Raw genomic sequence first — 22,471 nt, 5'->3', positions numbered from 1 at the left:
AGCCACCCACCGAGCCGATCACCGCCGAAGAGCCACCCACCGAGCCGATCACCGCCGAAGAGCCACCCACCGAGCCGATCACCGCCGAAGAGCCACCCACCGAGCCGATCACCGCCGAAGAGCCACCGACCAAGGCTTTCCTGACGCCGGATCCAACGGTGCAGGAGCCGCTCTCCCTGGCCCTCCCGCCCCGGAACGCCCCACCCGCCGTGGCCCCGGCCGTCCCGGCCACCGCCCCACCGACCGAGCCCCCACCAGCCGAGAAGCCGCCAGCCCCGGAGAAGCCGACCGAGGCACCCCCAGAGATCGGTGAGCTGGCCGAAGCCCTGTCACGCCTGCGCGCGGCAATCGGAGCCGCGGCGTACCCCCTGGTCATGCCCTCGGCCGACGAAGCGCGACGGATCGGCAAAGCCCTCGTCTCGCAGATCGACGACTACCTTCTGCCGCGCCTCGCCCGGCTCGACGCACCGCTGCTCGTGGTCGTCGGCGGATCCACCGGGGCAGGCAAGTCCACACTGGTCAACAGCCTGGTCCGGGCGCCCGTGAGCGCGGCCGGGGTGTTGCGCCCGACCACCCGCTCGCCGGTGCTGGTCGGCCACCCGGACGACATGCCCTGGTTCCGCAAGGGTGAGCTGCTGCCGGGGCTGGTACGCACCACTGTGTCCAGTTCCGACCCGCGCACCCTGCAGCTGGTCACCGCCCCGGCGCTCGGCCCGGGCCTGGCCTTCCTCGACGCACCGGACATCGACTCGGTCGTCGAGGGCAACCGCAAGCTCGCCGCGCAACTGCTCGCCGCGGCCGATCTGTGGCTGTTCGTGACCACCGCCGCCCGCTACGCCGACGCGGTGCCGTGGGAGCTGCTGACCACCGCCCGCCTGCGCGGCACGGTGATCGCACTGGTGCTGGACCGGGTGCCGCCCGAGGCCGCCGGTGAGATCTCCGCGCACCTGCGCGAGATGCTGGCCGAGCACGACATGGCCGCGGCGCCGCTGTTCGTGCTGCCCGAGGTGCAGCTGGGCGGCCAGGCGCTGCTTCCGGAGGACGTGACCCGGCCGCTGCACGACTGGTTCGAAAAGCTGGCCGCCGACGCAACCGCCCGGTCCGCGGTGGTACGCCAGACGCTCGACGGTGCGCTGGCCGCGCTCGGGCCGGCCGTCGACGGGCTGGCCGACGCGTCCGACGACCAGTCGGTGGCCGCGTCGGCGCTGGACGAGCGGGTGACCGCCGCCTATCGCACGGCCAAGCGGACAGTGGCCGACGGCTTGCAGGACGGGCGGCTGCTGCGGGGCGAGGTGCTGGCCCGATGGCAGGAGTTCGTCGGGACCGGCGAGTTCCTGCGCTCCCTGGAGTCGCGGGTCGGCCACCTGCGGGACCGGGTCGTCGCCGCGCTGACCGGGCGGCCGGCGCCGGGGCGCAACCTGCGGCACGCGCTCGAGTCGCAGCTGGTCACCCTGCTTCGCGGGGTGTCGTCGGACGCCGCCGAGCAGGCGTTCGCGGCGTGGCAGGCCCATCCGGCCGGGTCGGCGCTGCTCGAGCCACCGATGCGCAAGCCCGCGGCGGATCTGCCCGAACGCGCCGACCGGCTGGTCCGCGACTGGCAGCACTGGGTGCTGGAGCTGGTCCGCGAGGAGGCCGGGGACAAACGGTTCGTGGCTCGCGCCGGCGCGTACGCGGTGAATGGTGTGGGTCTAGCCGTGATGATCGCGGTCTTCACGTCGACCGCCTTCATCCCGACCGGCGCCGAGGTCGCGGTCGGTGCGGGCACCACGCTCGCCGCGCAGAAGCTGCTCGAGGCGATCTTCGGCGATCAGGCGATCCGTACGCTGGCCGGACGGGCCCGCGAAAACCTGCTGACCCGGGTCGACGAGCTGCTCGACTCCGAGGCGGCCCGGTTCACCGACCGGACCGCGGCGGCCGGCCTCGAACTGGAGCCGGGCGGAACCTTGCGCCAGGCGGCCGACGAGGTGGAACGTACGCGGGACGAACTCGCGTTGACCACGGCCGGTGATGGATGAGTCTGGTGGAGAAGGTGCGCGAATCGCTGACCCGCGACGACGGGCGGATCGACGCCGACAAGCTGGTCGGCCGGTTCGAGTCGCTGTCCCGCTTCCTGCGGGTGACCGACCCCTACCTGCCCGACGGTGACCTGGTCGCCGCGCACACGCTGGTCGAGCGGGCCGGCACCCGGCTCAAGCTGTCCCAGGACCACACCGTGGTCGCGCTGGCCGGGTCGACCGGCAGCGGCAAGTCGAGCCTGTTCAACGCGCTGGCCCGGCTGAAGCTGTCCCCGGTCGGGGTGCGCCGGCCGACCACCGGCGTCGCACACGCCTGCGTGTGGGGCCCGCTGGAGCCGGCCAACCGGCTGCTCGACTGGGTCGGGGTGCTGCCACGGCACCGCTACGTGCGGGAGAGCGCGCTGGACGGCGACGACGAGGCCGCCCTGCGTGGCCTGGTGCTGCTCGACCTGCCCGACTTCGACTCGGTCGAGCGCGGCCACCGGCTCGAGGTGGACCGGCTGCTCGGCCTGGTCGACCAGGTGATCTGGGTGGTCGACCCGCAGAAGTACGGCGACCGGATCCTGCACAACGCCTACCTGCGTCAGTTCCGGGCGATCGGCGACGTCACGATGGTCGTGCTCAACCAGGCCGACCGGTTGTCCTCGGGCGACACCGAGGTGGTGCTGGGTGATCTGCGCCGGCTGCTGGACGAGGACGGGCTGGAGTCGGCGCCGGTGATGGCCACCTCGGCCAAGCAGCCGGGCATGCTCACCGAGCTGCGCGAGGCGCTGGAGAAGACGGTCGCGGAGCGGCAGGCGTCGCTGCGCCGGCTGGCCGGTGACCTGGACGCGGTCAGCGAGCAGTTGACCACCATGATCGGACCGCCGGCGGCCGAGGACGAGGTGGACCGGGCGACGGTACGCCAGTTGTCCGAGGCGCTCGCCGCGTCGGCCGGTGTGCCGGCGGTGGCGGCGGCCACCGGCAACGCGTACCGGCAGCGTGCGGCCGCGGCGACGGGCTGGCCGCTCGTACGCGGATGGAACCGGTTCCGCCCCGACCCGCTCAAGCGCCTGCACATTTCCGGGGATTCCTCCCCGGCCCGGCTTTCGCTGCCCGAGACGACCGCCGCGCAGAAGTCCGCGGTCGGGCTGTCGGTGCGAGCCGTCGCGGCCCGGGCCGCCGCACCGATCCCCGCGGTCTGGTCGGGCGCCCTGACCACGGCCTCCCGGTCCCGGTCGGATGACCTGCCGGACGCCCTCGACCGGGCGGTCGGTTCCACCGATCTGGGCATGAGCCGCACGCCGATCTGGTGGCGCCTGGTCGGTGCCCTGCAGTGGCTGCTGCTGGTGGCCGCGGTCGCCGGGCTGGGCTGGCTGGTGGCGGGCGCGTTCGACCTGGCGCCGCTGGACCTCGTCGAGGTCGCCGGCTTCGCGTTGCCGCTGGTCCTGCTGGTCGGTGGCCTGGTGCTCGGGATCCTGCTCTGGCTGCTGCTGAAACCGCTGATCAACTGGGCCGCGCGGCGGGCCCAGCGGCGGGCCGAGCAGCGCCTGCAGAGCGCGGTCACCGGGGTGGCCCGTGAGCATGTGGTGGCGCCGGTGCGTGAGGTGCTGAACGCGTACGCACAGGCGCGTGAAGCCTTGACCGCCGTCCGCTCCGAGTAGTTCCCGCAGCACCGGTGGCGGGTACGCTCGCGGCATGGCGGCCCCTCAGACACCGTACGAAGCGGTCCTGCACGCGGCCCGCGACGTGGCGAAACTCGACTGCGCGCTGGATGCCGAGATGCTCGCCACCGCGCTGCTCGGCAGCGTCTACGCCGTGGCCGGAAACGATCGCGCGGCGGCGGTGCGTGACTTCGTCGGCAGTTTCCTCGGAGCGACCACCCGCCGCCGCGCTGCTTCGGCCACCACCATCCGGTCGGTGTTCGCCAAGCTGGTGCCCGACGCCGAGGGCGCCGGCGAGGTGCGGCCCGGCACGCAGGCCCCGGCGTGGACCGATCAGGTGGGGCGGGTCCGGGTCACCGGTTGTTATGCCTACGGCGACGTGTACGGGGACCAGACCTCCTACCTGGTCACTTTCGCGTACGAGGACAGCGTCGACGGCGGCTCCGACCACGCGATGGTGGCCCTGATCGACCACAACATCGGCATCGCCAAGGACCTTTATGTCGGCAGCCCCGCCGGCCGCATCCTGGACCAGGTCCACCAGATGTGCGCGGCCGACGAGCTGACCTGGTTCCGCGAGGAGGATCCGGGCCGGCTCCGGCACGAGGTCGACCGCCACCTGGAGATCACCGACGGCTTGACCGACCTGCCGTCCGAGGGTTCGCTGGCCACCGACCGGGCGCTGGCCGTGTCCCGGCTGCATCTGCTGCCCGCCTCGACGGTGCCACGGCTGCCCGAGCCGCCCAGCCGCAGCGTGCAGGATCTGGTGCGCGACTTCCTGTCGTCCCCCGAGGCGGCCCGGTTCGCCCTGGCCGACCTGCGCGCCGACGACGAGGTCGCCAGCCTGCACTTCTGTCTGAGCCTGATCACCGACCACGCGGCCGGTCTGCCGGATGCCGACCCGTTGCGCTGGAGCCCCGCCGTGGCCGGGCTGTTCCTGCTCGACTGGGTGCACCGCCGCGCCGTGCTGGACATGGACGACGCCGCGATGCTCCCGCGCGTGACCAGGGCCTGGTCGGCGTACGCGGTCCGCCGCCGCGGCCTGCCCGCCGCGGCCACCGAGCAGATCGACGAAGTGGTCGAGGACATGATCGACGAGTTCGCCCGCCTCTACGCGACCGGCGAGCGCCGCAGCCCCGCCACGGCCGCCGTCGCCCAGCTGATCTCCGAGGGCGTCGACCCCAACGACAGTGACGCCATCGACGCCTGGATCGACCAGAACCGCCACCGCCTCAACGGCGACTGAACTCCCCCTGCCACCCCAATTCTCAGTGGTAGGCGAGAGCGCCGCCGTCGCCGCGGGCGCCGATCGGGCCTACCCATCGGGTTCTTGGTGGTAGGCCCGGGGCGGTGGTTGAGGGGCGGACGGCGCTTCTGGCTACCACGGAGTTTCAGCGCGGCCAGGCGGTTTGGTCGGCGTGGTGGCGGCCGTGATGGCTGACCGCCCAGGATTCGTCGGCTCGGTGCTGGCCGTCGTGGTGGCGGCGTTCGGCACGGTGGTGGCCGCGGTAGGAGCGGCCTCCCGACTGTGGCTCGTCCGGCCGGCTGGCCTCGGCGTAGCGGCGGCTGTTGTGCGTGCGCTCGACCGAACGGGCAGGTCGGACGTTGTACGGGCGCTCGGCCACGGATGACCTCCGGCTGGTTGCGGACCGGTCGGACGACCGGCGGACGACGATCGAGGTGACAAACTGCCGAAACTTCCCGCGGGTAGCGGTTGATCCGCGGTCGAGAGCCGGGCGGTGCCAGGCGCGGCGGCCGGACTGCCCGTGGATGGTGCGGCGCTGGCCGTGGCGGCCGCTGGGCTCGATGTGGACGATGATCGGTCGCTCGTCGCCGTCCTGATGGTGTGACCAGTGCGAACGATGCGAGGCGTCATCGCAGGTCTTGTGTCGGGACAGGTCGGGGCGATGGTGGTGGTGCGGCCGCGATCCGCATTTGCCCCGGTCGTGGCAGGGCGGCTGGCCGGACCGGACCGGCGGCTCGCCGGGAGAAACCGGCTCGCCGGGAGAAACCGGCTCGCCGGGGGAAGCCGGCGCAGCGGGAGAAGCCGGCGCAGCGGGAGAAGCCGGCGCAGCGGGAGAAGCCGGCGCAGCGGGAGAAGCCGGCGCAGCGGGAGAAGCCGGCGCAGCGGGAAAAGCCCAGCCGGACGAAGCCCACCAGTCGTCCCCTGGCTTCCCGGACCCACCCCCAGGCTTCCCCGAAGACCCACCGGGCTTAGTCGAAGACGCGCCCGGCTTCGCTGAAGATCCGGCCGGCTTACCAGACCCGCCCGGCTTGCCGGACCCGCCCGGCCTGGTCGGCCGCTGCCCGGAACTCCCGGACTGCGACCCCCACTCGTCCCGGTGATCTTGTGGCCGGGCCGGCGACCCGCCGCCCTGTGCCCCAGGCCGCGCCGGCGATTGTGACGGCCGCGGCGAAGGCGCGTACCCAGGCTTGGGTTTCTCGGGCTCGGCCGTCGACGGCCCGGCGCCGGTCGACGCATCTCCACCACCGGGTTCGGCCGAAGGCGGCGGGTCGGGCAGGATCGGTATCACCGGGCCGGACGACGGCAGCGGCAGGAGCGGTACGTCCATCGCCCCGGTCGTGCCGTCGGATAGCTGGTTCGACCCGGCCGTGATCGCCGCCAGCGTGGGCAGCGACGCGAGCCCGACCAGCAGCGCGACCATTAGCACGTACCGACGGGTTGGTCCGCGGAACCCGTCGGCGCGGTAGACCCCGTTCAGGCGCCGGCGGAGCACCTTGGCCGGGGGCACCAGCCCGTCGTCGTCCGGTTCCTGCCGCACCGAGATGCACCCCCAGATAAAGATCAACACCGATCCGCCTGCTGGTGGGGTGAACGACGGTGGGACGAGGAGGCAGCGGCGGTCAAGAACGTTTCGCGCGGAAGGCCGAGCCCAAAAACGGCGTACCCGGACAAAGCGCCTCATCGACGTAACAGCAGAATTTCCTAGGTGTGATCGAGCCGACCTGTAATAGGGCTCACGTTCTCTGCCAGGATGAGGACCGGACGGCACTGCGGCCGTGGCACCAAACGGGTGCGGGTCGTCACTCCCCGGCAGGGGTCATGACTCCTGCCGCCGAGCCGCGCGGCAGCCTCACCAGGGTCAGGCGCGGCCACCCCAGCGGTTCCGCCGCGCGGACGGGCAACCCCTGCCGTGGGCACGAGATGAACAGGGAGACACAGATGGCGAACGGCGATACCGAGGCCGGCGCGGACGCTCCGGCCGGCGGCTTCGTCCAGCTGCTCACCCCGGAGGGCGAACGGGTTGACAGCGTCACCACCGACGACGGCGTCACCTACTCCGTCGACTTCACCGACGACGAGTACCGCGGTCTCTACCGCGACCTGGTCACGGTGCGCCGGCTGGATGCCGAGGCGGTGGCGCTCCAGCGGCAGGGCGAGCTCGGCCTGTGGGCCAGCCTGCTCGGTCAGGAGGCGGCCCAGGTCGGCTCCGGGCGGGCGATGCGCAAGACCGACATGGCGTTCCCCACCTACCGCGAGCATGGCGTGCTTTACACCCGTGGCGTCGACCCGGTCAAGCCGTTCGGGCTGTTCCGTGGGGTCGACCAGGGCGGCTGGGATCCGGACGAGTTCCGGATCAACACGTACACGATCGTGATCGGTGCGCAGTGCCTGCACGCGACCGGCTACGCCATGGGCATCACCATGGACGGCAAGACCGGCACCCCGGACGGCGAGGCCACGATCGCCTACTTCGGCGACGGCGCGACCAGCCAGGGCGACGTTCACGAGGCGTTCGTCTGGTCCAGCGTCTTCCACGCCCCGATCGTGTTCTTCTGCCAGAACAACCAGTACGCGATCTCCGAGCCGCTGGAACGTCAGACCCGGGTCCCGCTGTACCGGCGGGCGATGGGCTATGGCTTCCCCGGCGTCCGGGTCGACGGCAATGACGTGCTGGCCAGCTATGCGGTGACCAAGGCGGCCCTGGACCAGGCCCGCAACGGGCAGGGGCCGACGCTGATCGAGGCGTACACCTATCGCATGGGCGCGCACACCACCTCGGACGACCCGACCCGCTACCGGATCGCCAGCGAGATGGAGTCCTGGAAGGCCAAGGACCCGATCGCCCGGATGAAGGCGTTCCTGACCAAGCAGCAGATCGCCGACGACGGTTTCTTCGCCGAGGTCGACGAGGGCGCCAAGACGCTCGCCCTGGACCTGCGCGAGCGGGTGCTCGAGATGCCCGACCCGCAGCCCGTCTCGATGTTCGACAACGTCTACCCGACCGGCTCCGCGACCGTCGACCGGCAGCGGGCCGAGTTCACCGCGTACCACTCCTCGTTCGAAGGGAGCGCGCACTGATGACCGAGTCTCTGAGCTTGGGCAAGGCGCTCAACCACGGTCTGCGCCGCGCCATGGAACGCGACCGGAAGGTCGTGGTGATGGGTGAGGACGTCGGCAAGCTGGGCGGCGTCTTCCGGATCACCGACGGCCTGCAGAAGGACTTCGGCGAGGATCGGGTGATCGACACCCCGCTGGCCGAGTCCGGCATCATCGGCACCGCGATCGGCCTGGCCATCCGCGGTTACCGGCCGGTCTGTGAGATCCAGTTCGACGGGTTCGTCTTCCCCGCGTTCGACCAGATCGTGACCCAGGTCGCCAAGATCCACTACCGCACGTCGGGCAACGTGGCGCTGCCGATCGTCATCCGGATCCCCTTCGGCGGCGGCATCGGCGCGGTCGAGCATCACTCCGAGTCGCCCGAGGCGCTCTTCGCCCACACGCCCGGCCTCAAGGTCGTGACCTGCTCGAACGCGTCCGAGGCGTACCACATGATCCAGCAGTCGATCAGCTCCGACGACCCGATCGTGTTCTTCGAGCCGAAGCGCCGCTACTGGGAGAAGGGCGCGGTCGACCTGGACACCGAGCCCACGTTCCCGCTGCACGCCTCGCGGGTGGTGCGCGAGGGCACGGACGCCACGGTCGTCGCGTACGGCCCGATGGTGCGTACGGCCCTCGACGCGGCCGAGGCGGCCACCGAGGACGGCCGGCAACTGGAGGTCATCGACCTGCGTACCCTCTCGCCCCTCGACCTCGATCCGGTCTTCGCCTCGGTCAAGAAGACCGGGCGGTGCGTCGTCGTCCACGAGGCGCCGGGCAACCTGGGCATGGGCGCCGAGGTCGCGGCCCGGGTCAGCGAGCAGTGCTTCTACTCGCTGGAGTCGCCGGTGCTGCGCGTCACCGGCTACGACATTCCCTATCCGGCGGCCCGCGTCGAGGAGGAATACCTCCCCGACCTGGACCGGCTGCTGGATGCCGTCGACCGCTCGTTCGGATGGTGAGCCCGATGTCGCGGATCAAAGAGTTCAACCTGCCCGACCTGGGCGAGGGCCTGACCGAGGGCGAGATCCTGTCCTGGCTGGTCAAGGTCGGTGACCTGATCGAGCTGAACCAGCCCATCGTCGAGGTCGAGACGGCCAAGGCGGCAGTCGAGATCCCGGCCAAGTGGGGCGGCCGGATCGCCAAGATCTACGTCGAGGCCGGTACGACGGTGGAGGTCGGTTCGCCGATCGTGGCGATCGACACGGATCCGTCCGCGGGCCCTGTGCCCTCGCCGGAAACGCTGGCCGAGATCGGTACTCCGCCCGAGGAGGGCATGGTCGAGCCCGGCCTGATCGGTGGTGCGGCGCCCGGCGGGCGTACGGCGGTGCTGGTGGGTTACGGCCCGAAAACCACAACCGCGAAAAGAAGAACGCGGATGGGTACGCCGACACCGCCTGCTCCAGTGCCGGTGGCGCCCAGCCCCACGCCCGCTCCGCCGCCACGCGAAGTCCCGGTTCCGGCTTCCGTTCCTTCCGGCAGCCGCGTCCTGGCCAAGCCACCGGTGCGCAAGCTGGCCCGCGACCTGGGCGTGGAGCTGGCGGGCCTGGTCGGCTCCGGCCCGTCCGGGTCGGTGACCCGTGCGGACGTCCAGCAGGCGGTGGCCCAGCCGGCGCCCGTTGCCACCGGCCGGGAACAGCGCATCCCGGTCAAGGGTGTCCGAAAGCTCACGGCCGAGAACATGGTCGCCTCGGCGTTCACCGCGCCGCACGTCACCGAGTTCCTGACCCTCGACGTCACCCGTTCGATGAAGGCGCTGGAGCGCGTCAAGGAGCGTCGCGAGTTCCGTGACCTGCGCGTCTCGCCGCTGCTCATGGTGGCCAAGGCGGTCCTGGTCGCGCTCAAGCGGCACCCGATGGTCAACTCGACCTGGTCCGGCGACCACATCCTGGTCAAGGACTACGTCAACCTGGGCATCGCCGCCGCCACCGAGCGGGGCCTGATCGTGCCCAACGTCAAGGACGCCGGCCTGCTCACCCTGCGCGAGCTCGCCGAGGCCCTGAACTCCCTGGTCCAGGTGGCCAAGTCGGGCAAGACGCCACCGTCCGACATGGCCGGCGGCACGTTCTCGATCAGCAATGTCGGCGTCTTCGGCGTGGACACCGGAACGCCGATCTTGCCGCCAGGCGAGGCGGCGATCCTGGCCTTCGGCGTGATCCGCCCCACTCCGTGGGTGCACAAGGGCAAGATCAAAGTCCGCCAGGTCACCACTCTCGGACTTTCCTTCGACCACCGGATCATCGACGGCGAACTGGGCTCGAAGTTCCTGCGCGACATCGGCCGTTTCCTTGAAGATCCCGAGGAAGCCTTGCTCTCGTGGACCTAGAGCCTACGATTCTTAGGCTGGTGCTCGGGATCACCCCTTAATTGTTTGGCTGCTCGTCGTTCGGTGAGCCACACTGGTGGTGCACCGAACAACGAGGAGTGAGAACCGTGAGCATGATCGACCGCATCCGCCGCCGCCGCGTTATCTCCCGTGAGAACCGCGCTCTCGCGCGTGCGTGGCAGTCGGCTCCGACCCAGGCCATGCGCGACGAGATCGCCGTTTTCGCGCAGCGCCATTTCTCCTGACCAACCCCCACCCTCCCCACTGGCCCGCCCGGCTCCGACCCGGGCGGGCCAACTTTTTGTCACGTTCCGATAGGTACCGAATGTGACGCCCAGGGACGTACACCGGAGTTCCGACCGGCCGCAACGCCCGGTACGGTTGGGCACGGTCGCCAGCCCGGTCGGTCAGTCCGCCGGGGGCCGCGACCGGGATCCGGCGTCCGCTCCCCACGGGCCGGCGATCCCGCACGGCCAGGCCGGTCGACGGTCCCGGCGGCCGGGGGTGCGCACCCCCGGCCGGTCAAGGGCCTTCCGCGATGCTGTCCGGCCGAAAAGCGATCGAGGAGGCGGATATGACGTCCGAGGGGCACCACGCCGGCCGGCAGCCGGCCGAGGCCACGTCGGGCAACGGCGCTCCCGGTGCGGAAGGCTTCCCGCCGGACTCCGACGGCGAGCGGGAGCCGCACACGTACGGTCCGCCACCACAGAACACCCCGAACGGCGGCTCGCCCTTCGTGGTCCCGGCCGTCCCGCCGCCCGCGAACCGCCAGTTCCCCGAGACCCCCGGCAACCGCTACGGCGTACCCACCGCCGGCGCTCCCGGCACCGGCCCCGCCGGTCACCCCGGTCACCCCTTTGATGGCCAAGGCGGTCACGGCGGCCCCTCGAGTGGCCCCGCCGGTTACCCCGGCCCCTCCGGCGGCCCGGCCAGTTCCTCCGGCGGCCCCGGCAACGGCTCGCGACCCGGGTGGGCTCCGCCCGGCCAGCCCCCCGCCGCTCCGGGCGACGACGCCGACGAACACCCATATCGTTCAGGCGCACAGACCGGTGACTACACCGGCTTCGCGGCCGGTTCACCCGGCCGGGGCCAGAACCCGTTCGGCGACCAGCAGGTCCGGGTCCCCGGCGCCACGCTGACCGACGGCTTCACCCCACCCGTTGACAACGGCATGCCCCCGCGCCAGCCCGGTTCCGGCCTCAGCAACGGCCAGCCCGGCGACCTGCCGATCCGCCAGCCGTCCGCCGACTCCCCCTTCGGCGCCGCGCCGCAGCACCCGCCCTTCGCCGGCCCCGCCCAGCAGCCCCCTTTCGCCAACACCCCCGACCAGCCGCCGTTCGGCAACGCACCCGACCAGCAGCCCTTCGGCAGCGCACCCGACCAGCCGCCGTTCCCCGGCTCCGCCCAGCAGCCGCCGTTCGGCAGCACTCCCGACCAGCAGCCCTTCGGCAGCGCGCCCGACCAGTCGCCGTTCAGCGGCTCGGCCCAGCCACCGCCCTTCGGCCGTGCGACCGACCAGCCGCCGTTCGGCAACGCACCTGACCAGCAGCCCTTCGGCAGCGCGGCCGAGCCGCCTTTCGGCAGCGCGCCGGAGCCCCCGTTCGGTGCCGCGGCCGAGCCTCCTTTCGGTGCCGCACCCGAGCAGCCGGCCCAGCGCACCCCTGGCGACTCACCGTTCGGGAGCCTCCCCCAGCGCCAGGCCCAGGAGTCCCCGCAGGTCTTCGACGGCGGCGGCCCGCTGCCTCAGCGCCAGCCCTCCACCCCCGAGAGCGTCTCGTCCTTCTCGGGTTTCGCGAACGCCCGCCCCGCAACCGAACCACCCCCCAGCGGGAGCGTGTTCGGCCTCACCCGGCGTGGCGAACCGCCGTCACAGCCCCCACCCCCGTTCCAGCCCCCGGCTACTCCGAGTGACCAGCCGTCAGCCGGTGGCTCGGTCTTCGGCAAGCCCAGCGGCAACGTCTTCGGCCAGCCCGACGACCCCGACGGCAACCGCCCCGAACTGACCCCCGGCGGCCCTTTCGGCCCTCGCCCCGGCAACGCTCCCGGCGCCGGCGCTCTCTTCGGCCAACGCCCCGGCGACCAGCCCCCCGGCAACGAGCCTCCGTTCGGCGCCCCCAGCAGCGGCCAGCCGGCCTACCCCGACCAGCCCGGTTTCGCCCCATCCGGCGACCAGCCCCTCTACGGCGCCCCGGCCGGCCAGCCCCCATTCGGCGCCGCAGGCGACCAGCCCCCTTTCGGCGCCACGGGAGACCAGGCCCCGTTCGGTTCCGCGGGCGACCAGCCTCCATTCGGCGCGGCAGGCGACCAGCCTCCGTTCGGCGGCCGTGGTGACCAGCCTCCGGCGGACTCGCCGTTCGGTCCTCGCAACGAGCCGTCGTCCGGCGGTCCGTTCGGCGGCCGCCCCGGCGACGAACCGGCCTCGGGTAGCCCGTTCGGCGCACGCCCGGGCGCTGAGTCCGGATCGCCGTTCGGCAGCCGGCCTGAGCCCTCCTCCGGCGGCCCCTTCGGCAGCCGCCCCGGCACCGAGCCGTCGTCCGGCGGCCCCTTCGGCAGCCGCCCCGGCACCGAGCCGTCGTCCGGCGGCCCCTTCGGCGGCCGTCCCGGTTCCTCGCCGTTCGGCGCGGGTCCAGGCGAGGAAGCAGGCGGCCCGTTCGGCGGCCCCGGTGCGTCACCATTCGGCACCGGCCCCGGCGAAGGCCCGGGCGGTCCCTTCGGCTCCGTTCCCAGCAACAATGCCGGTGGCCCCCTCGGCTCCGGCCCGGGTCAGGGCGCCGGCGGCCCGTTCGGCGCCGGCCCCGGTGAAGGTCCAGGTGGCCCATTCGGCGGCCAGCCCGGCAATGAGGCAGGCGGCCCGTTCGGCAGTCGGCCCGGTGATGAGGCGGGCGGCCCGTTCGGCAGCCGGCCCGGGGACGAGCCGGGCGGCCCATTCGGTGGCCGGTCCGCGGATGACGTCGGCGGCCCGTTCGGGGGGAGGCCTGCGGACGAGGCGGATTCGCCGTTCGGTGGGCGGCCCGGTGGCGAGCAGGGTGGCAACGCTTTCGGCGCTCAGCGCGTACCGGGAGCGTCGTTTGCCACCAGCGGGAGCCCCGACGTGCCGGGCGGACCCGCCCAGAGTGACCCGGGTGCCGCGTTCCCGGCCGCGCCCATCTCGGGCGAACCGCGCAACGTGCCGCAGCCGCGCGACCCCAGTGACCAGCCCGGATCGGCCACCGGCACCGCGCGACCGGTCTCGGCCAGCGCGTCCGTGCCGATGGGGGGCCGTTCGGTGTCCCGTGACGAGGTGCCGCAGACGTCGGCCCCGCAGGCCCGGGTCTATGGGCGCCCGGCCGCGAGCACCCCGGCCGGGGAGGAGCCGTCGGAGGACGACGGTGCCTGGCCGTGGGACAAGAAGGCCAAGGCCGAGGCCGAAGAGCCGGGCCCGGATCACGCGATGTACCAGCGTCCGGGTGGGCCGCCGCCGGTCGCGCCGCAGTCGCCGGGTCAGGCACCGCGGCCCGCGGCGAGCGCGCGGGTCACGCCGCCGGCGGGGCCACCACCGGGGCAGCCGGATGCGCCGCCGAGTGGGCCGCCGTTCTCGGAGCTGACCACCGACGTGTCCGGACGGAGCCGGCCTCCGGGGCCGCCGCCGGGCCCGAACGACCAGTACGGCGAGCACACGACCGACATCTCGGGTCGTAGCCGCCCGGACGCGTACGTCCCGCCGGGCGCGCTGCCGCAGATGCACGCCCAGCCGCCGCGGGTGGACGGCTTCCCGCCGCCCGGCGCGCAGCCGCCTCCACCGGGGATGGAGGGTGACCGCCCGCGGATGGGTGGCGTCTTCCCTGGTCCGGGTGGCACGGTTGCGCCGCCGGGGCCGGATCAGACGACCAACTGGTCGGCGCCCGTCCCGCCGGACGACGACCAGGGCCGGTTCGAGCAGTTCCGGCCCGAGGCCGAGCCGGCCACGCCCAAGGCGGAGGCGCCGGCTCCGGGCAAGGTTCGGATGTTCCCGATCGTCCTGGTCGTGGTGCTGGTCTGTGTGCTGGGCCTCGGTCTGGTGTTCGGGCTGGTCTACCTGTTCTCGTCGGGCGGCGATGACAAGGGCAGCGCCGGGTTCACGGTTTCGGCCGGCGAGTGTGTGAAGCGGGACGGCGACGAGGCGGTCAAGGCTTCCTGCTCTGACTCGGGGGCGTTCGAGGTGACGTCGGTCACCGATGCCAAGGAGAAGTGTTCCGACCCGGGCCAGCCGTACGTTCTGAACCCGACCAGCGATGGCCGTACCCAGGTGCTCTGCCTCAAGCCGCGCCCCTGATGGCCGCGATCGAGAAGGGTCCGCGGGTTCGGGCCCCGGAGTTGCGGGGCCGGGCCTGGCTGAACACCGGCGGCGAGCCGGTCACCTTGGCCGACCTGCGCGGCAAGATCGTGCTGCTCGACTTCTGGACGTTCTGCTGCATCAACTGCCTGCACGTGCTCGACGAGTTGCGGCCGCTGGAGCAGAAGTACGGCGACGTGCTGGTCGTGATCGGCGTGCACTCGCCCAAGTTCGAGCACGAGCGTGACCCGGAGGCGCTGGCCGCGGCGGTCGAGCGGTACGGCGTGCACCATCCGGTGCTGGACGACGTCGACATGACGACGTGGCAGCAGTATGCGGCCAAAGCGTGGCCGACGCTCGCGGTGATCGACCAGCAGGGTTATCTGGTGGCGTCGATGGCCGGCGAGGGGCACGCCGAGGGCTTGTCCCGGCTGATCGACGAGCTGAATGCCGAGGGTGGGCTGCGGGTCGGCGATTCGCCGTACGTGCCACCGCCGCCGGCCGACACGATGCTGCGCTTCCCCGGCAAGGCGATCGAGCTGCCGTCCGGCAATCTGCTGGTCTCGGATTCGACCCGGCACGCGATCGTCGAGCTCACCCCAGGGTTCGATGAGGTCCGCCGGATCGAGGGCGGTTTCACCGAGCCTCAGGGCCTGCTCCTTCTTCCGGCGAAGACCGCCGAGATCGCCGGGTACGACGTGGTCGTCGCCGACACCGTCAACCACCTGTTGCGCGGGCTGAAGCTGGACACCGGCGAGGTGATCACGGTCGCGGGCAGCGGGAAGCCGTGGCGCTCCACGGTGGACGATCACGCTCACGACGCGCTGGCCGCCGACCTGTCCTCACCGTGGGATCTGGCCTGGTTCGACGACAGGGTGATCGTGGCGATGGCCGGCATCCACCAGTTGTGGTGGTTCGACCCGGTTCGCCGCACCGTCGGGGTCTATGCCGGAACCACCGTCGAGTCCCTCCGCGACGGACCGATCCCCGACGTCTGGATGGCGCAGCCGTCCGGCCTGTCCGCGGCCGGCGATCGGCTGTGGATCGCCGACAGCGAGACGTCCGCGCTGCGCTGGATCGAGAACGGTGAGATGCACACCGCGGTCGGCCAGGGCCTGTTCGACTTCGGTCACGTGGACGGCCCGGCGGCCGAGGCGCTGCTCCAGCACCCGCTCGGCGTGGCCGCTCTCCCCGGCGGCGACGTGCTGATCGCCGACACCTACAACGGCGCGATCCGCCGCTTCGACCCGGCCACGCGGACCGTGTCGACGATCGATTCCGGCCTGGCCGAGCCGAGCGACATCCTGGTGACAGCGGCCGGCGAGATCCTGGTCGTCGAGTCGGGCGCGCATCGCCTGGTGCGGCTGGCTCCCGGCGCGGTGAGCAGCCAGGTCAGCGGTGAGCGGCAGCGCACCGAGCGCCCGCCGACGCATCTGACCGCCGGCGAGGTCCGGCTCGACGTGATCTTCTCGCCGGCGCCCGGCCAGAAGCTGGACGAGCAGTTCGGGCCGTCGACCCGCCTGACCGTTTCCGCCTCGCCTCCGTCGCTCCTGCTCGAAGGTGGTGGCGTGACGACGCAGCTCACCCGCCGCCTGGTTCTTGCCGAGGGTACGGGTGTGCTTCAGGTGGTGGCCCAGGCGGCCACCTGCGACGCCGACGTGGAACACGCTGCCTGCCACCTGACCCGCCAGGACTGGGGCGTACCCGTCGTGGTCGGTTCCGACGGCGATGCCCGGTTGCCCCTGGTTCTGCGGGGCCTTGACGCGTGACTATGTGACTTAACCCTACTTGCAGGTAACCTACGCTGCCGTAACCTGGAGAGCGTGACGACTTCGGCGCCCTTCCGCATGAAGCCGGCCGACCTCGGCAAACCTCGCATGCGGGGCCGGCTCCACCAGTTCGCGTTCTTCGTCGCGCTCGCCTGCGGGGCAGTCCTCTGCTCGATCGCGGCGAGCCGGCCGGGCATCGCCCCGTTCATCGCCTGCCTCGTCTACAGCGTCACGGTGCTGGGCCTGTTCGGCATCAGCGCCCTCTACCACCGCCGGGTGTGGTCGGAACGCGGCTACCAGATCATGCGCCGCATGGACCACTCGATGATCTTCATTTTCATCGCGGGCACGTACACACCGTTCTGTGTTCTCCTCCTGCCCCAGGGCTCGGCAGTCCTGACGTTGAGCCTGATCTGGGGTGGCGCCGTGAGCGGCGTGGCCCTGAAGACCATCTGGCCGCACCTGCCCCGCTGGGCCAGCGCCCCCCTCTACCTGGCCCTGGGCTGGGGTGCCGTCGCGATCATGCCGCAGGTCCTGCACAACGGTGGCGTCGCGGCTTTGGTCCTGCTCTGCGCCGGCGGCGTGGCCTACAGCGTCGGTGCCGTCTTCTACGCCCTGCGCCGCCCCAATCCGTGGCCCACCGTCTTCGGCCACCACGAGTTCTTCCACGCCTGCACCCTGGTCGCCGCCATCTGCCACCACGTAGCGATCTACTTCGCCCTGTTCGCCTGAGACCCTTCTGTCGTACCTGTGTTCTAGGGTGCAGCCCATGGATTTCTATCGGCGGGCGGATCACGCTTTCCCCGAGCTCCCACCCGACATCCCCCGGCTGGCCCAGATCATCGGCGGCGTCCTGGTCCACCGCGACTGCACGGCGGCGTTCGGCTTCGACCTGCCCCCCGAGCGCCGCGACGAGGCCAACACCCGTGACCTGGCCGCCATCCTGACCCACCTGGGCTCCCTGGCCCCGAGGCCGCCGCAGGAGCGTTTCGCCGCCACCTGCCGCGACTTCGCCGTGCTGCTGGTGGCCATGCTGCGCGCCCAGGGCCGCCCCGCGCGGGCGAGGGCAGGCTTCGCCGGCTACTTCGCCGAAGGCTGGTACGACGACCACTGGGTGGCCGAGGTCTGGCAGGACGACACCTGGCGCCTCTTCGACGCCCAGCTCCTGAGCGCCGAGCCCGGCACCTACACCAAGCTCGACATCGACCCGACAAATGTGCCTCGCGACGCTTTCCTGGTCGGCGGCCAGGCCTGGCTGGAATGCCGCGCGGGCCGCCGCGACCCCGCCACCCTCGGCGTCCACTCCGCCAACCTGAGCGGCATGTGGGAAATCCAGGGCAACGTGATCCGCGACCTGGCCGCGCTCAACCGCGACGAAACCCTCCCCTGGGACAACTGGGGCCTGATCCCGATCCACTACGACAAGCTGCCGCCCGAGGACGTGGCCCTGCTCGACGATCTGGCGGCGGTGAGCGCGGCCGGCGGCCCACTGTCAAAGGCCCAGGAGGCCTACCACAGCGACCCGCGTATCCCTTGGCCCGGCGCAGCCTGATCAGCACCACGGCGTCCCCCTCATCAGCGCAGCCCGAGAAGCCGTCGCTCCTCGCGCTGACGTGCGCGGCGGGCGATCTCTCGCGATTCCCGTGGGCCGGCCGGCCTCCGACGGCGGGCGAGTTGTTCGAGTTCAGGATGCATGGTCAACCTCCAGGGCGGGCGTAACAACGACCGATGCCGTCCACGCTGGACTCTCACCAAAGGTGAATGTCAACCACTCATCGCCTGTGGAAAACTCCGAGAACTGTCGTCCCGACGCGCTACGTTCCTTACCCACCCACAGGGGTGGGGGTGGCGGCGGCGCGCAGCTGCGACCGTTCAAGATCCACGAAAGCCTTGGACGGTTTCGCAATGGCCGAAGGCGCTCGCCCGGAGGCGTTCGGGGGACGCGCTCCTGGATGCTGGCGTCGCCTACCGGGCCACGCATTCGACACCGCAGGCGCCCCAGCACGAGCCCGCCCGCCGCGAGACAAGCCAACTCCACGGGACGCCCGACAGGTGGCGGCAACCCAGCCCCCGACGGAACACCTGCAAATCAAGGAATCACGGGACGGGCGGCGGCCGCGGCGATCGTGTCACCGGCGGCGAGCGAGATTCCTCAGCGCGACTCCGCCACCTGCCTCCCCACGGATGCGGGGCGGGACGACCCAACGGCCGGGCGAGCCGGCCACCAGAACCGATCCCCGAGCAGAAGCGAAAGGGCGGGCACCACGATCGTCCGTACCAGCAGGGTGTCGATCAGGACCCCCAGCCCGACAATCACGCCGATCTGGGTGAGAACGATCACCGGCAGGACGCCGAGGACGGCGAAGACCGCCGCCAGCAGGATGCCCGCCGAGGTGATGACGCCGCCGGTCGCGGCCAGGGCCCGCAGCGTGCCGGCCCGGGTGTCGCCGCGCGCCACCGTTTCGTCGCGAGCCCGCGTGATCAGGAAGATGTTGTAGTCGACGCCCAGCGCCACCAGGAACAGGAAGCTCAGCAACGGCACGCTGCTGGCCAGCCCGGACAGGTCGAAGAACGCCCGCAGCACGATCACCGCCGCCCCGAGGCTGGCCGCATAGCTCGCCACCACCGTGATCAGCAGCAGCACCGGCGCCAGGAGTGACCGCAGCAGCAGGATCAGCACGAGCAGCACCACCCCGAGGATCAGCGGCACGACCACCCGGTCGTCGCGCAGGTTGGCGGTGCGCTCGTCGAGGGACGCGGCCGGCTGCCCGCCGAGCAACGCGTCGGGCAGCGCCGCGCGCAGCGACCGCACCGTGCGGTCGGCGGCGGGCGTGCCGGCGTCGTCGGTGAGCTGCACGGTGGCCTTGGTCAGGGCGCCGTCGTCCGACTTCTCGGGGGTTCCGACCATGGCCACGCCGGGGATGGCTCGCGCGGCGGCGAGGGTCCGCTCAAGCTCGGGTGTCGCCACGACCATGGTCGCCGGCTGGGCCGCGCCGGCGGGGAAGTGCCTGGTCAACGCCTCCTGTGCGGTGACCGCCTCGGGTTTCACCCGGAACTGCTCGGTCTGCGCCAGCCCGATGTCGATCTTCAGGAGGCCGAGCGAGCAGACGCTGAGGACCACGATCGCGCCGAGCAGCACCGCGTCGGGGCGCCGGCCGACGAATCCGGCGACCCGGGACCAGACGCCTGTCGTTGTCGGGTCGGCGCTGCCCGCCTGGGGTACGACGGGCCAGAACACGCCGCGCGGGACCAGGACGAGGGCCGCGGGCAGGACGAACAGACCGAAGATCAAGGCGACGAGTACGCCCACGGCAGCCGACACGCCCAGCGTCCGGTTGCTGGTCAGCACCGCCGCCAGCAGGGTGGCGAGGGCCAGGACGACGGTGCCGGCGCTGGCCACGATGGCGGGGGCGGCGCCGCGCCACGCCGCTGTCAGTGCTTCCCGCCGGGACGGCGTACGCCGAAGCTCCTCTCGATAGCGCGACACCAGCAGCAGGGCGTAGTCGGTGCCGGCGCCGAAGACCAGCACCGAGACGATGCCGGCGACGGACGCGTCGGTGCGCTCGCCGAGCAGTCGCGCGACCCACGGCAGCAGCTTGGCTACGACCTGGTCGCCGAGCCCGATGACGACCAGCGGGACGATCCACAGGATGGGGCTGCGGTACGTGATCAGCAGCAGCACCGCGACCACGGACGCGGTGGCGATCAGCAAGGTGACGTCGGCTCCGTCGAACGCGGCCGCGATGTCGTGCCCGAACGCCGCCCCGCCGGTGACCTGCCCGGTCAGGCCGGCGGGCAGGTTCGCCGCGCGTACCTCTGCTCGCAGTGACTCGACCTCGTCGCTGGATCTGAGGGTGACCGGTAGGAGGACCGCACGTCCGTCCGGGGCGGGGACCGGCCGCGAGCGGAGGGACGCCGCCAGCGACGCCACGGCCGCGTTGTCGGATGAGGTCAGCGGCCCGGAGGCACGTTCGACGACGACGATCGCGGATTCCACCCGGCCGCTCGGGAAGCGGTCGGCCAGGGCGGTGACCTCGGTGGACTGGGCTCCGGCGGGCAGTCCGTCGGTCGGCGAGGCGGTCGGCTGCGACGGGGAGAAGGCGAATGCCAGCCCGGCGAGCAGCACGGTGGCGAGCAGGACGAGGCCGGCGCCCACTCGGCTGAGGAACCACATGGCCGACCTTTCGATCGTCGAAATATTCGATGATAGAAAAGATATGATGTCGACCGTGCCTCGGCAACCGGAACGGGAAGAACTCCTGAGCGACCTGATCGACGCGCTCCGCGAGTTCACGGTCGAGAGCGACGTGTTCGTGGAGGCGTTCGCGCGCGAGCACCGCCTCGGTCGTACCGATCTGAACGCGGTGATGTGGATCAGCACCGGCGACGCGGCCGGGCGCCCGATGACGGTCGGTGAGCTGGCCCAGCGCCTCGGTCTCAGTCCGGCCGCGGCGACAGCGCTGGTGGACCGACTGGAGGCGGCCGGGCATGTCGGGCGTACCCGCGATCCGCATGATCGACGCCGGGTGACGGTGACCATGCATGAGACGGCGCGCCAGGTGGCCGGCGACTTCTTCACGCCGCTGGGCGCGCGCATGCGCACGGCGACAGCCGACGTCGGCGATGACGATCTGGCCCGGACGACGGCCGTGGTCCGCCGGATGATCGCGGCGGTGACCGCGACCCGGAAGGGTCAGGCCGCGGCGTCGTAGGCGGCCCGGGCCACCTGCACGTCGTGGATGTGCGTCTCGGACCACATCTCGAGCGCGGCGACCAGTTCGAGCAGGCTCTCACCGAGCGGCGTGAGCGCATAGTCGACCCGGGGCGGAACCACCGCGTGCACCGTACGCGTAAGCAGACCGTCACGCTCCAGCCCGCGCAGCGTCTGGGTGAGCATCTTGGGGCTGATGCCCTCGATGCCCCGCTGCAGCGCGGTGTACCGCTCCGGACCATTACGCAACAGGTGGACGATCAGCACGCTCCAGGTGTCGCCGATCCGGTTCAGAACCTGGCGGCTGGCACAGTTCTTGGCGTACACATTGGGTTTCACCAGGACACTATCTATCAGGTACCTATGACACTTCAAGGTGCCCAGTCACCAAAGGGAAGTGATCTCCGATCTGCCCGGTTGTCCCCCGATGACAGCCTCCACCGAGCAGATCTCAGGAGAATCAGATGACCATCGTCGTCACCGGGGCCACCGGGCCGTTCGGGCGCCACGCCGTCGAGTCGCTGCTGGCGCGCGGCGTACCGGCCGACCAGATCGTGGCCACGGGCCGTCAGATCGACAAGATCAAAGATTTGGGGGTACGCACGGAGCGCGCCGATTACGAGGACCCGGCCGCCCTGCGCGCGGTGTTCGACGGGGCCGAGAAGGTGCTCTTCGTCTCGAGCAGCGAGCCCGGCAAGCGCGTCCCGCAACACCGCAACGTCGTCGAGGCGGCCACCGCGGCCGGCGTGTCCCTGCTCGCCTACACCAGCATCGCCCACGCCGACACGTCGGATCTGATCCTGGCCGGCGAGCACCAGGCCACCGAGCAGATGATCCGCGAGTCCGGCCTGCCGCACGTCCTGCTGCGCAACAGCTGGTATTACGAGAACTACGATTTCGCCGGCGTCGTCGAGAACGGCCTGTTCGGCGCCTCGGGTGACGGCCGAATCAGTGCGGCCGCACGCGGCGACCTGGCCGAGGCGGCCGCCGCGGCGCTGATCAAGGGCGAGCCCCGGGTGTACGAGCTGGGCGGTCCCGGCTTCACCCTGGCCGACCTGGCCGCCCAGGTCAGCGAGGTGGCCGGCCGGCCGGTGACCTACACCGACCTGTCGCCGGAGAAGTACGCCGAGTTCCTGGTCGGCGTGGGCCTGCCGGAGGAGGCCGCGGCCGTGATCTCCGACGCCGACCGGGGCGCGGCCAAGGGTGCGCTCGAGACTGGCCCGGCCGACCTCGAGGAACTGCTCGGCCGCCCGGCCACGCCGGTGTCCGACGCGATCCGAGCGGCCCTGTAGTACTCGATGCATATGTGTGCTCAGAGCGCTCTGAGCACACACATGCATCACGCTTTCGCAACGCCGCTCCGCGCACTGAAGC

The 22,471-nt window shown here is 71.8% G+C and carries 15 protein-coding genes; 13 read left to right on the top strand and 2 right to left on the bottom strand.

The window, feature by feature from the left end:
- The first annotated feature begins 305 nt into the window (after positions 1–305).
- From ACGFIO_RS24510 to ACGFIO_RS24460, 11 genes are all read left to right on the top strand, one after another.
- Positions 306–2,015, top strand: a complete 1,710-nt coding sequence (locus ACGFIO_RS24510) for an ABC transporter (protein WP_392829032.1) — start codon at positions 306–308, stop codon at positions 2,013–2,015.
- A complete protein-coding gene (locus ACGFIO_RS24505; RefSeq protein WP_392828925.1) occupies positions 2,012–3,658 on the top strand; it encodes a GTPase in 1,647 nt (548 codons plus the stop codon). The genes ACGFIO_RS24510 and ACGFIO_RS24505 overlap by 4 nt, the downstream gene beginning before the upstream one ends.
- A 34-nt stretch (positions 3,659–3,692) precedes the next feature.
- Positions 3,693–4,904 carry a hypothetical protein gene (locus ACGFIO_RS24500; protein WP_392828923.1) on the top strand — a complete coding sequence of 404 codons (1,212 nt, stop codon included), beginning with the start codon at positions 3,693–3,695 and terminating at the stop codon, positions 4,902–4,904.
- Between the two features lie 1,938 nt (positions 4,905–6,842).
- Positions 6,843–7,982: a pyruvate dehydrogenase (acetyl-transferring) E1 component subunit alpha gene (pdhA, locus tag ACGFIO_RS24495; RefSeq protein WP_392828922.1), complete on the top strand. Its 1,140-nt coding sequence runs from the start codon at positions 6,843–6,845 to the stop codon at positions 7,980–7,982.
- Positions 7,979–8,962: an alpha-ketoacid dehydrogenase subunit beta gene (locus tag ACGFIO_RS24490; protein ID WP_392829031.1), complete on the top strand. Its 984-nt coding sequence runs from the start codon at positions 7,979–7,981 to the stop codon at positions 8,960–8,962. The genes pdhA and ACGFIO_RS24490 overlap by 4 nt, the downstream gene beginning before the upstream one ends.
- Before the next feature lie 5 nt (positions 8,963–8,967).
- On the top strand, positions 8,968–10,326 hold the full coding sequence (locus ACGFIO_RS24485; protein WP_392828920.1) for a dihydrolipoamide acetyltransferase family protein: 1,359 nt from the start codon (positions 8,968–8,970) through the stop codon (positions 10,324–10,326).
- Positions 10,327–10,433: 107 nt separating this feature from the next.
- Complete coding sequence (locus ACGFIO_RS24480; protein ID WP_392829038.1) at positions 10,434–10,571, top strand: hypothetical protein; 138 nt, start codon at positions 10,434–10,436, stop codon at positions 10,569–10,571.
- A 329-nt stretch (positions 10,572–10,900) separates the two neighbouring features.
- Positions 10,901–14,617 (top strand): hypothetical protein, encoded by a 3,717-nt coding sequence (locus ACGFIO_RS24475; RefSeq protein WP_392828918.1) that lies wholly within the window; start codon positions 10,901–10,903, stop codon positions 14,615–14,617.
- An 8-nt stretch (positions 14,618–14,625) separates the two neighbouring features.
- Entirely contained in the window at positions 14,626–16,386 is a 1,761-nt protein-coding gene (locus ACGFIO_RS24470; RefSeq protein WP_392829029.1) for an NHL domain-containing thioredoxin family protein, read from the top strand.
- 54 nt (positions 16,387–16,440) lie between these two features.
- On the top strand, positions 16,441–17,118 hold the full coding sequence (locus ACGFIO_RS24465) for a hemolysin III family protein (protein WP_392828916.1): 678 nt from the start codon (positions 16,441–16,443) through the stop codon (positions 17,116–17,118).
- A 37-nt stretch (positions 17,119–17,155) separates the two neighbouring features.
- A complete protein-coding gene (locus ACGFIO_RS24460) occupies positions 17,156–17,938 on the top strand; it encodes a transglutaminase-like domain-containing protein (RefSeq protein ID WP_392828914.1) in 783 nt (260 codons plus the stop codon).
- 600 nt (positions 17,939–18,538) lie between these two features.
- Here ACGFIO_RS24460 and ACGFIO_RS24455 read toward each other — a convergent pair.
- Positions 18,539–20,560 carry an MMPL family transporter gene (locus ACGFIO_RS24455; RefSeq protein ID WP_392828912.1) on the bottom strand — a complete coding sequence of 674 codons (2,022 nt, stop codon included), beginning with the start codon at positions 20,558–20,560 and terminating at the stop codon, positions 18,539–18,541.
- A gap of 46 nt (positions 20,561–20,606) precedes the next feature.
- On the opposite strand from ACGFIO_RS24455, the gene ACGFIO_RS24450 reads away from it, so the two are divergent.
- Positions 20,607–21,098 carry a MarR family winged helix-turn-helix transcriptional regulator gene (locus tag ACGFIO_RS24450; RefSeq protein ID WP_392829028.1) on the top strand — a complete coding sequence of 164 codons (492 nt, stop codon included), beginning with the start codon at positions 20,607–20,609 and terminating at the stop codon, positions 21,096–21,098.
- Here the strand turns inward: ACGFIO_RS24450 and ACGFIO_RS24445 are convergent.
- Positions 21,080–21,436 carry a winged helix-turn-helix transcriptional regulator gene (locus tag ACGFIO_RS24445; RefSeq protein WP_392828910.1) on the bottom strand — a complete coding sequence of 119 codons (357 nt, stop codon included), beginning with the start codon at positions 21,434–21,436 and terminating at the stop codon, positions 21,080–21,082. The genes ACGFIO_RS24450 and ACGFIO_RS24445 overlap by 19 nt on opposite strands.
- A 125-nt stretch (positions 21,437–21,561) precedes the next feature.
- Here ACGFIO_RS24445 and ACGFIO_RS24440 point away from each other — a divergent pair, with 125 nt between their 5' ends.
- Positions 21,562–22,389, top strand: coding sequence for an NAD(P)H-binding protein (locus ACGFIO_RS24440; RefSeq protein WP_392828909.1), 828 nt, complete (start codon positions 21,562–21,564; stop codon positions 22,387–22,389).
- The last annotated feature ends 82 nt before the right edge of the window (positions 22,390–22,471 follow it).

Source organism: Actinoplanes sp. NPDC049265 (assembly GCF_043197135.1).
Lineage (GTDB): Bacteria > Actinomycetota > Actinomycetes > Mycobacteriales > Micromonosporaceae > Actinoplanes.
The sequence above is the reverse complement of the archived record's forward strand: the minus strand, read 5'-3'. Positions and strand labels throughout refer to the sequence as shown.

Bases quoted from the DNA above. Each gene is read 5' to 3' on its own strand.
- ACGFIO_RS24505 (WP_392828925.1), top strand. From the start codon at position 2,012: ATGAGTCTGGTGGAGAAGGTGCGCGAATCGCTGACCCGCGACGACGGG.
- ACGFIO_RS24500 (WP_392828923.1), top strand. From the start codon at position 3,693: ATGGCGGCCCCTCAGACACCGTACGAAGCGGTCCTGCACGCGGCCCGC.
- pdhA (WP_392828922.1), top strand. From the start codon at position 6,843: ATGGCGAACGGCGATACCGAGGCCGGCGCGGACGCTCCGGCCGGCGGC.
- ACGFIO_RS24485 (WP_392828920.1), top strand. From the start codon at position 8,968: ATGTCGCGGATCAAAGAGTTCAACCTGCCCGACCTGGGCGAGGGCCTG.
- ACGFIO_RS24475 (WP_392828918.1), top strand. From the start codon at position 10,901: ATGACGTCCGAGGGGCACCACGCCGGCCGGCAGCCGGCCGAGGCCACG.
- ACGFIO_RS24460 (WP_392828914.1), top strand. From the start codon at position 17,156: ATGGATTTCTATCGGCGGGCGGATCACGCTTTCCCCGAGCTCCCACCC.
- ACGFIO_RS24455 (WP_392828912.1), bottom strand. From the start codon at position 20,560: ATGTGGTTCCTCAGCCGAGTGGGCGCCGGCCTCGTCCTGCTCGCCACC.
- ACGFIO_RS24450 (WP_392829028.1), top strand. From the start codon at position 20,607: ATGTCGACCGTGCCTCGGCAACCGGAACGGGAAGAACTCCTGAGCGAC.
- ACGFIO_RS24440 (WP_392828909.1), top strand. From the start codon at position 21,562: ATGACCATCGTCGTCACCGGGGCCACCGGGCCGTTCGGGCGCCACGCC.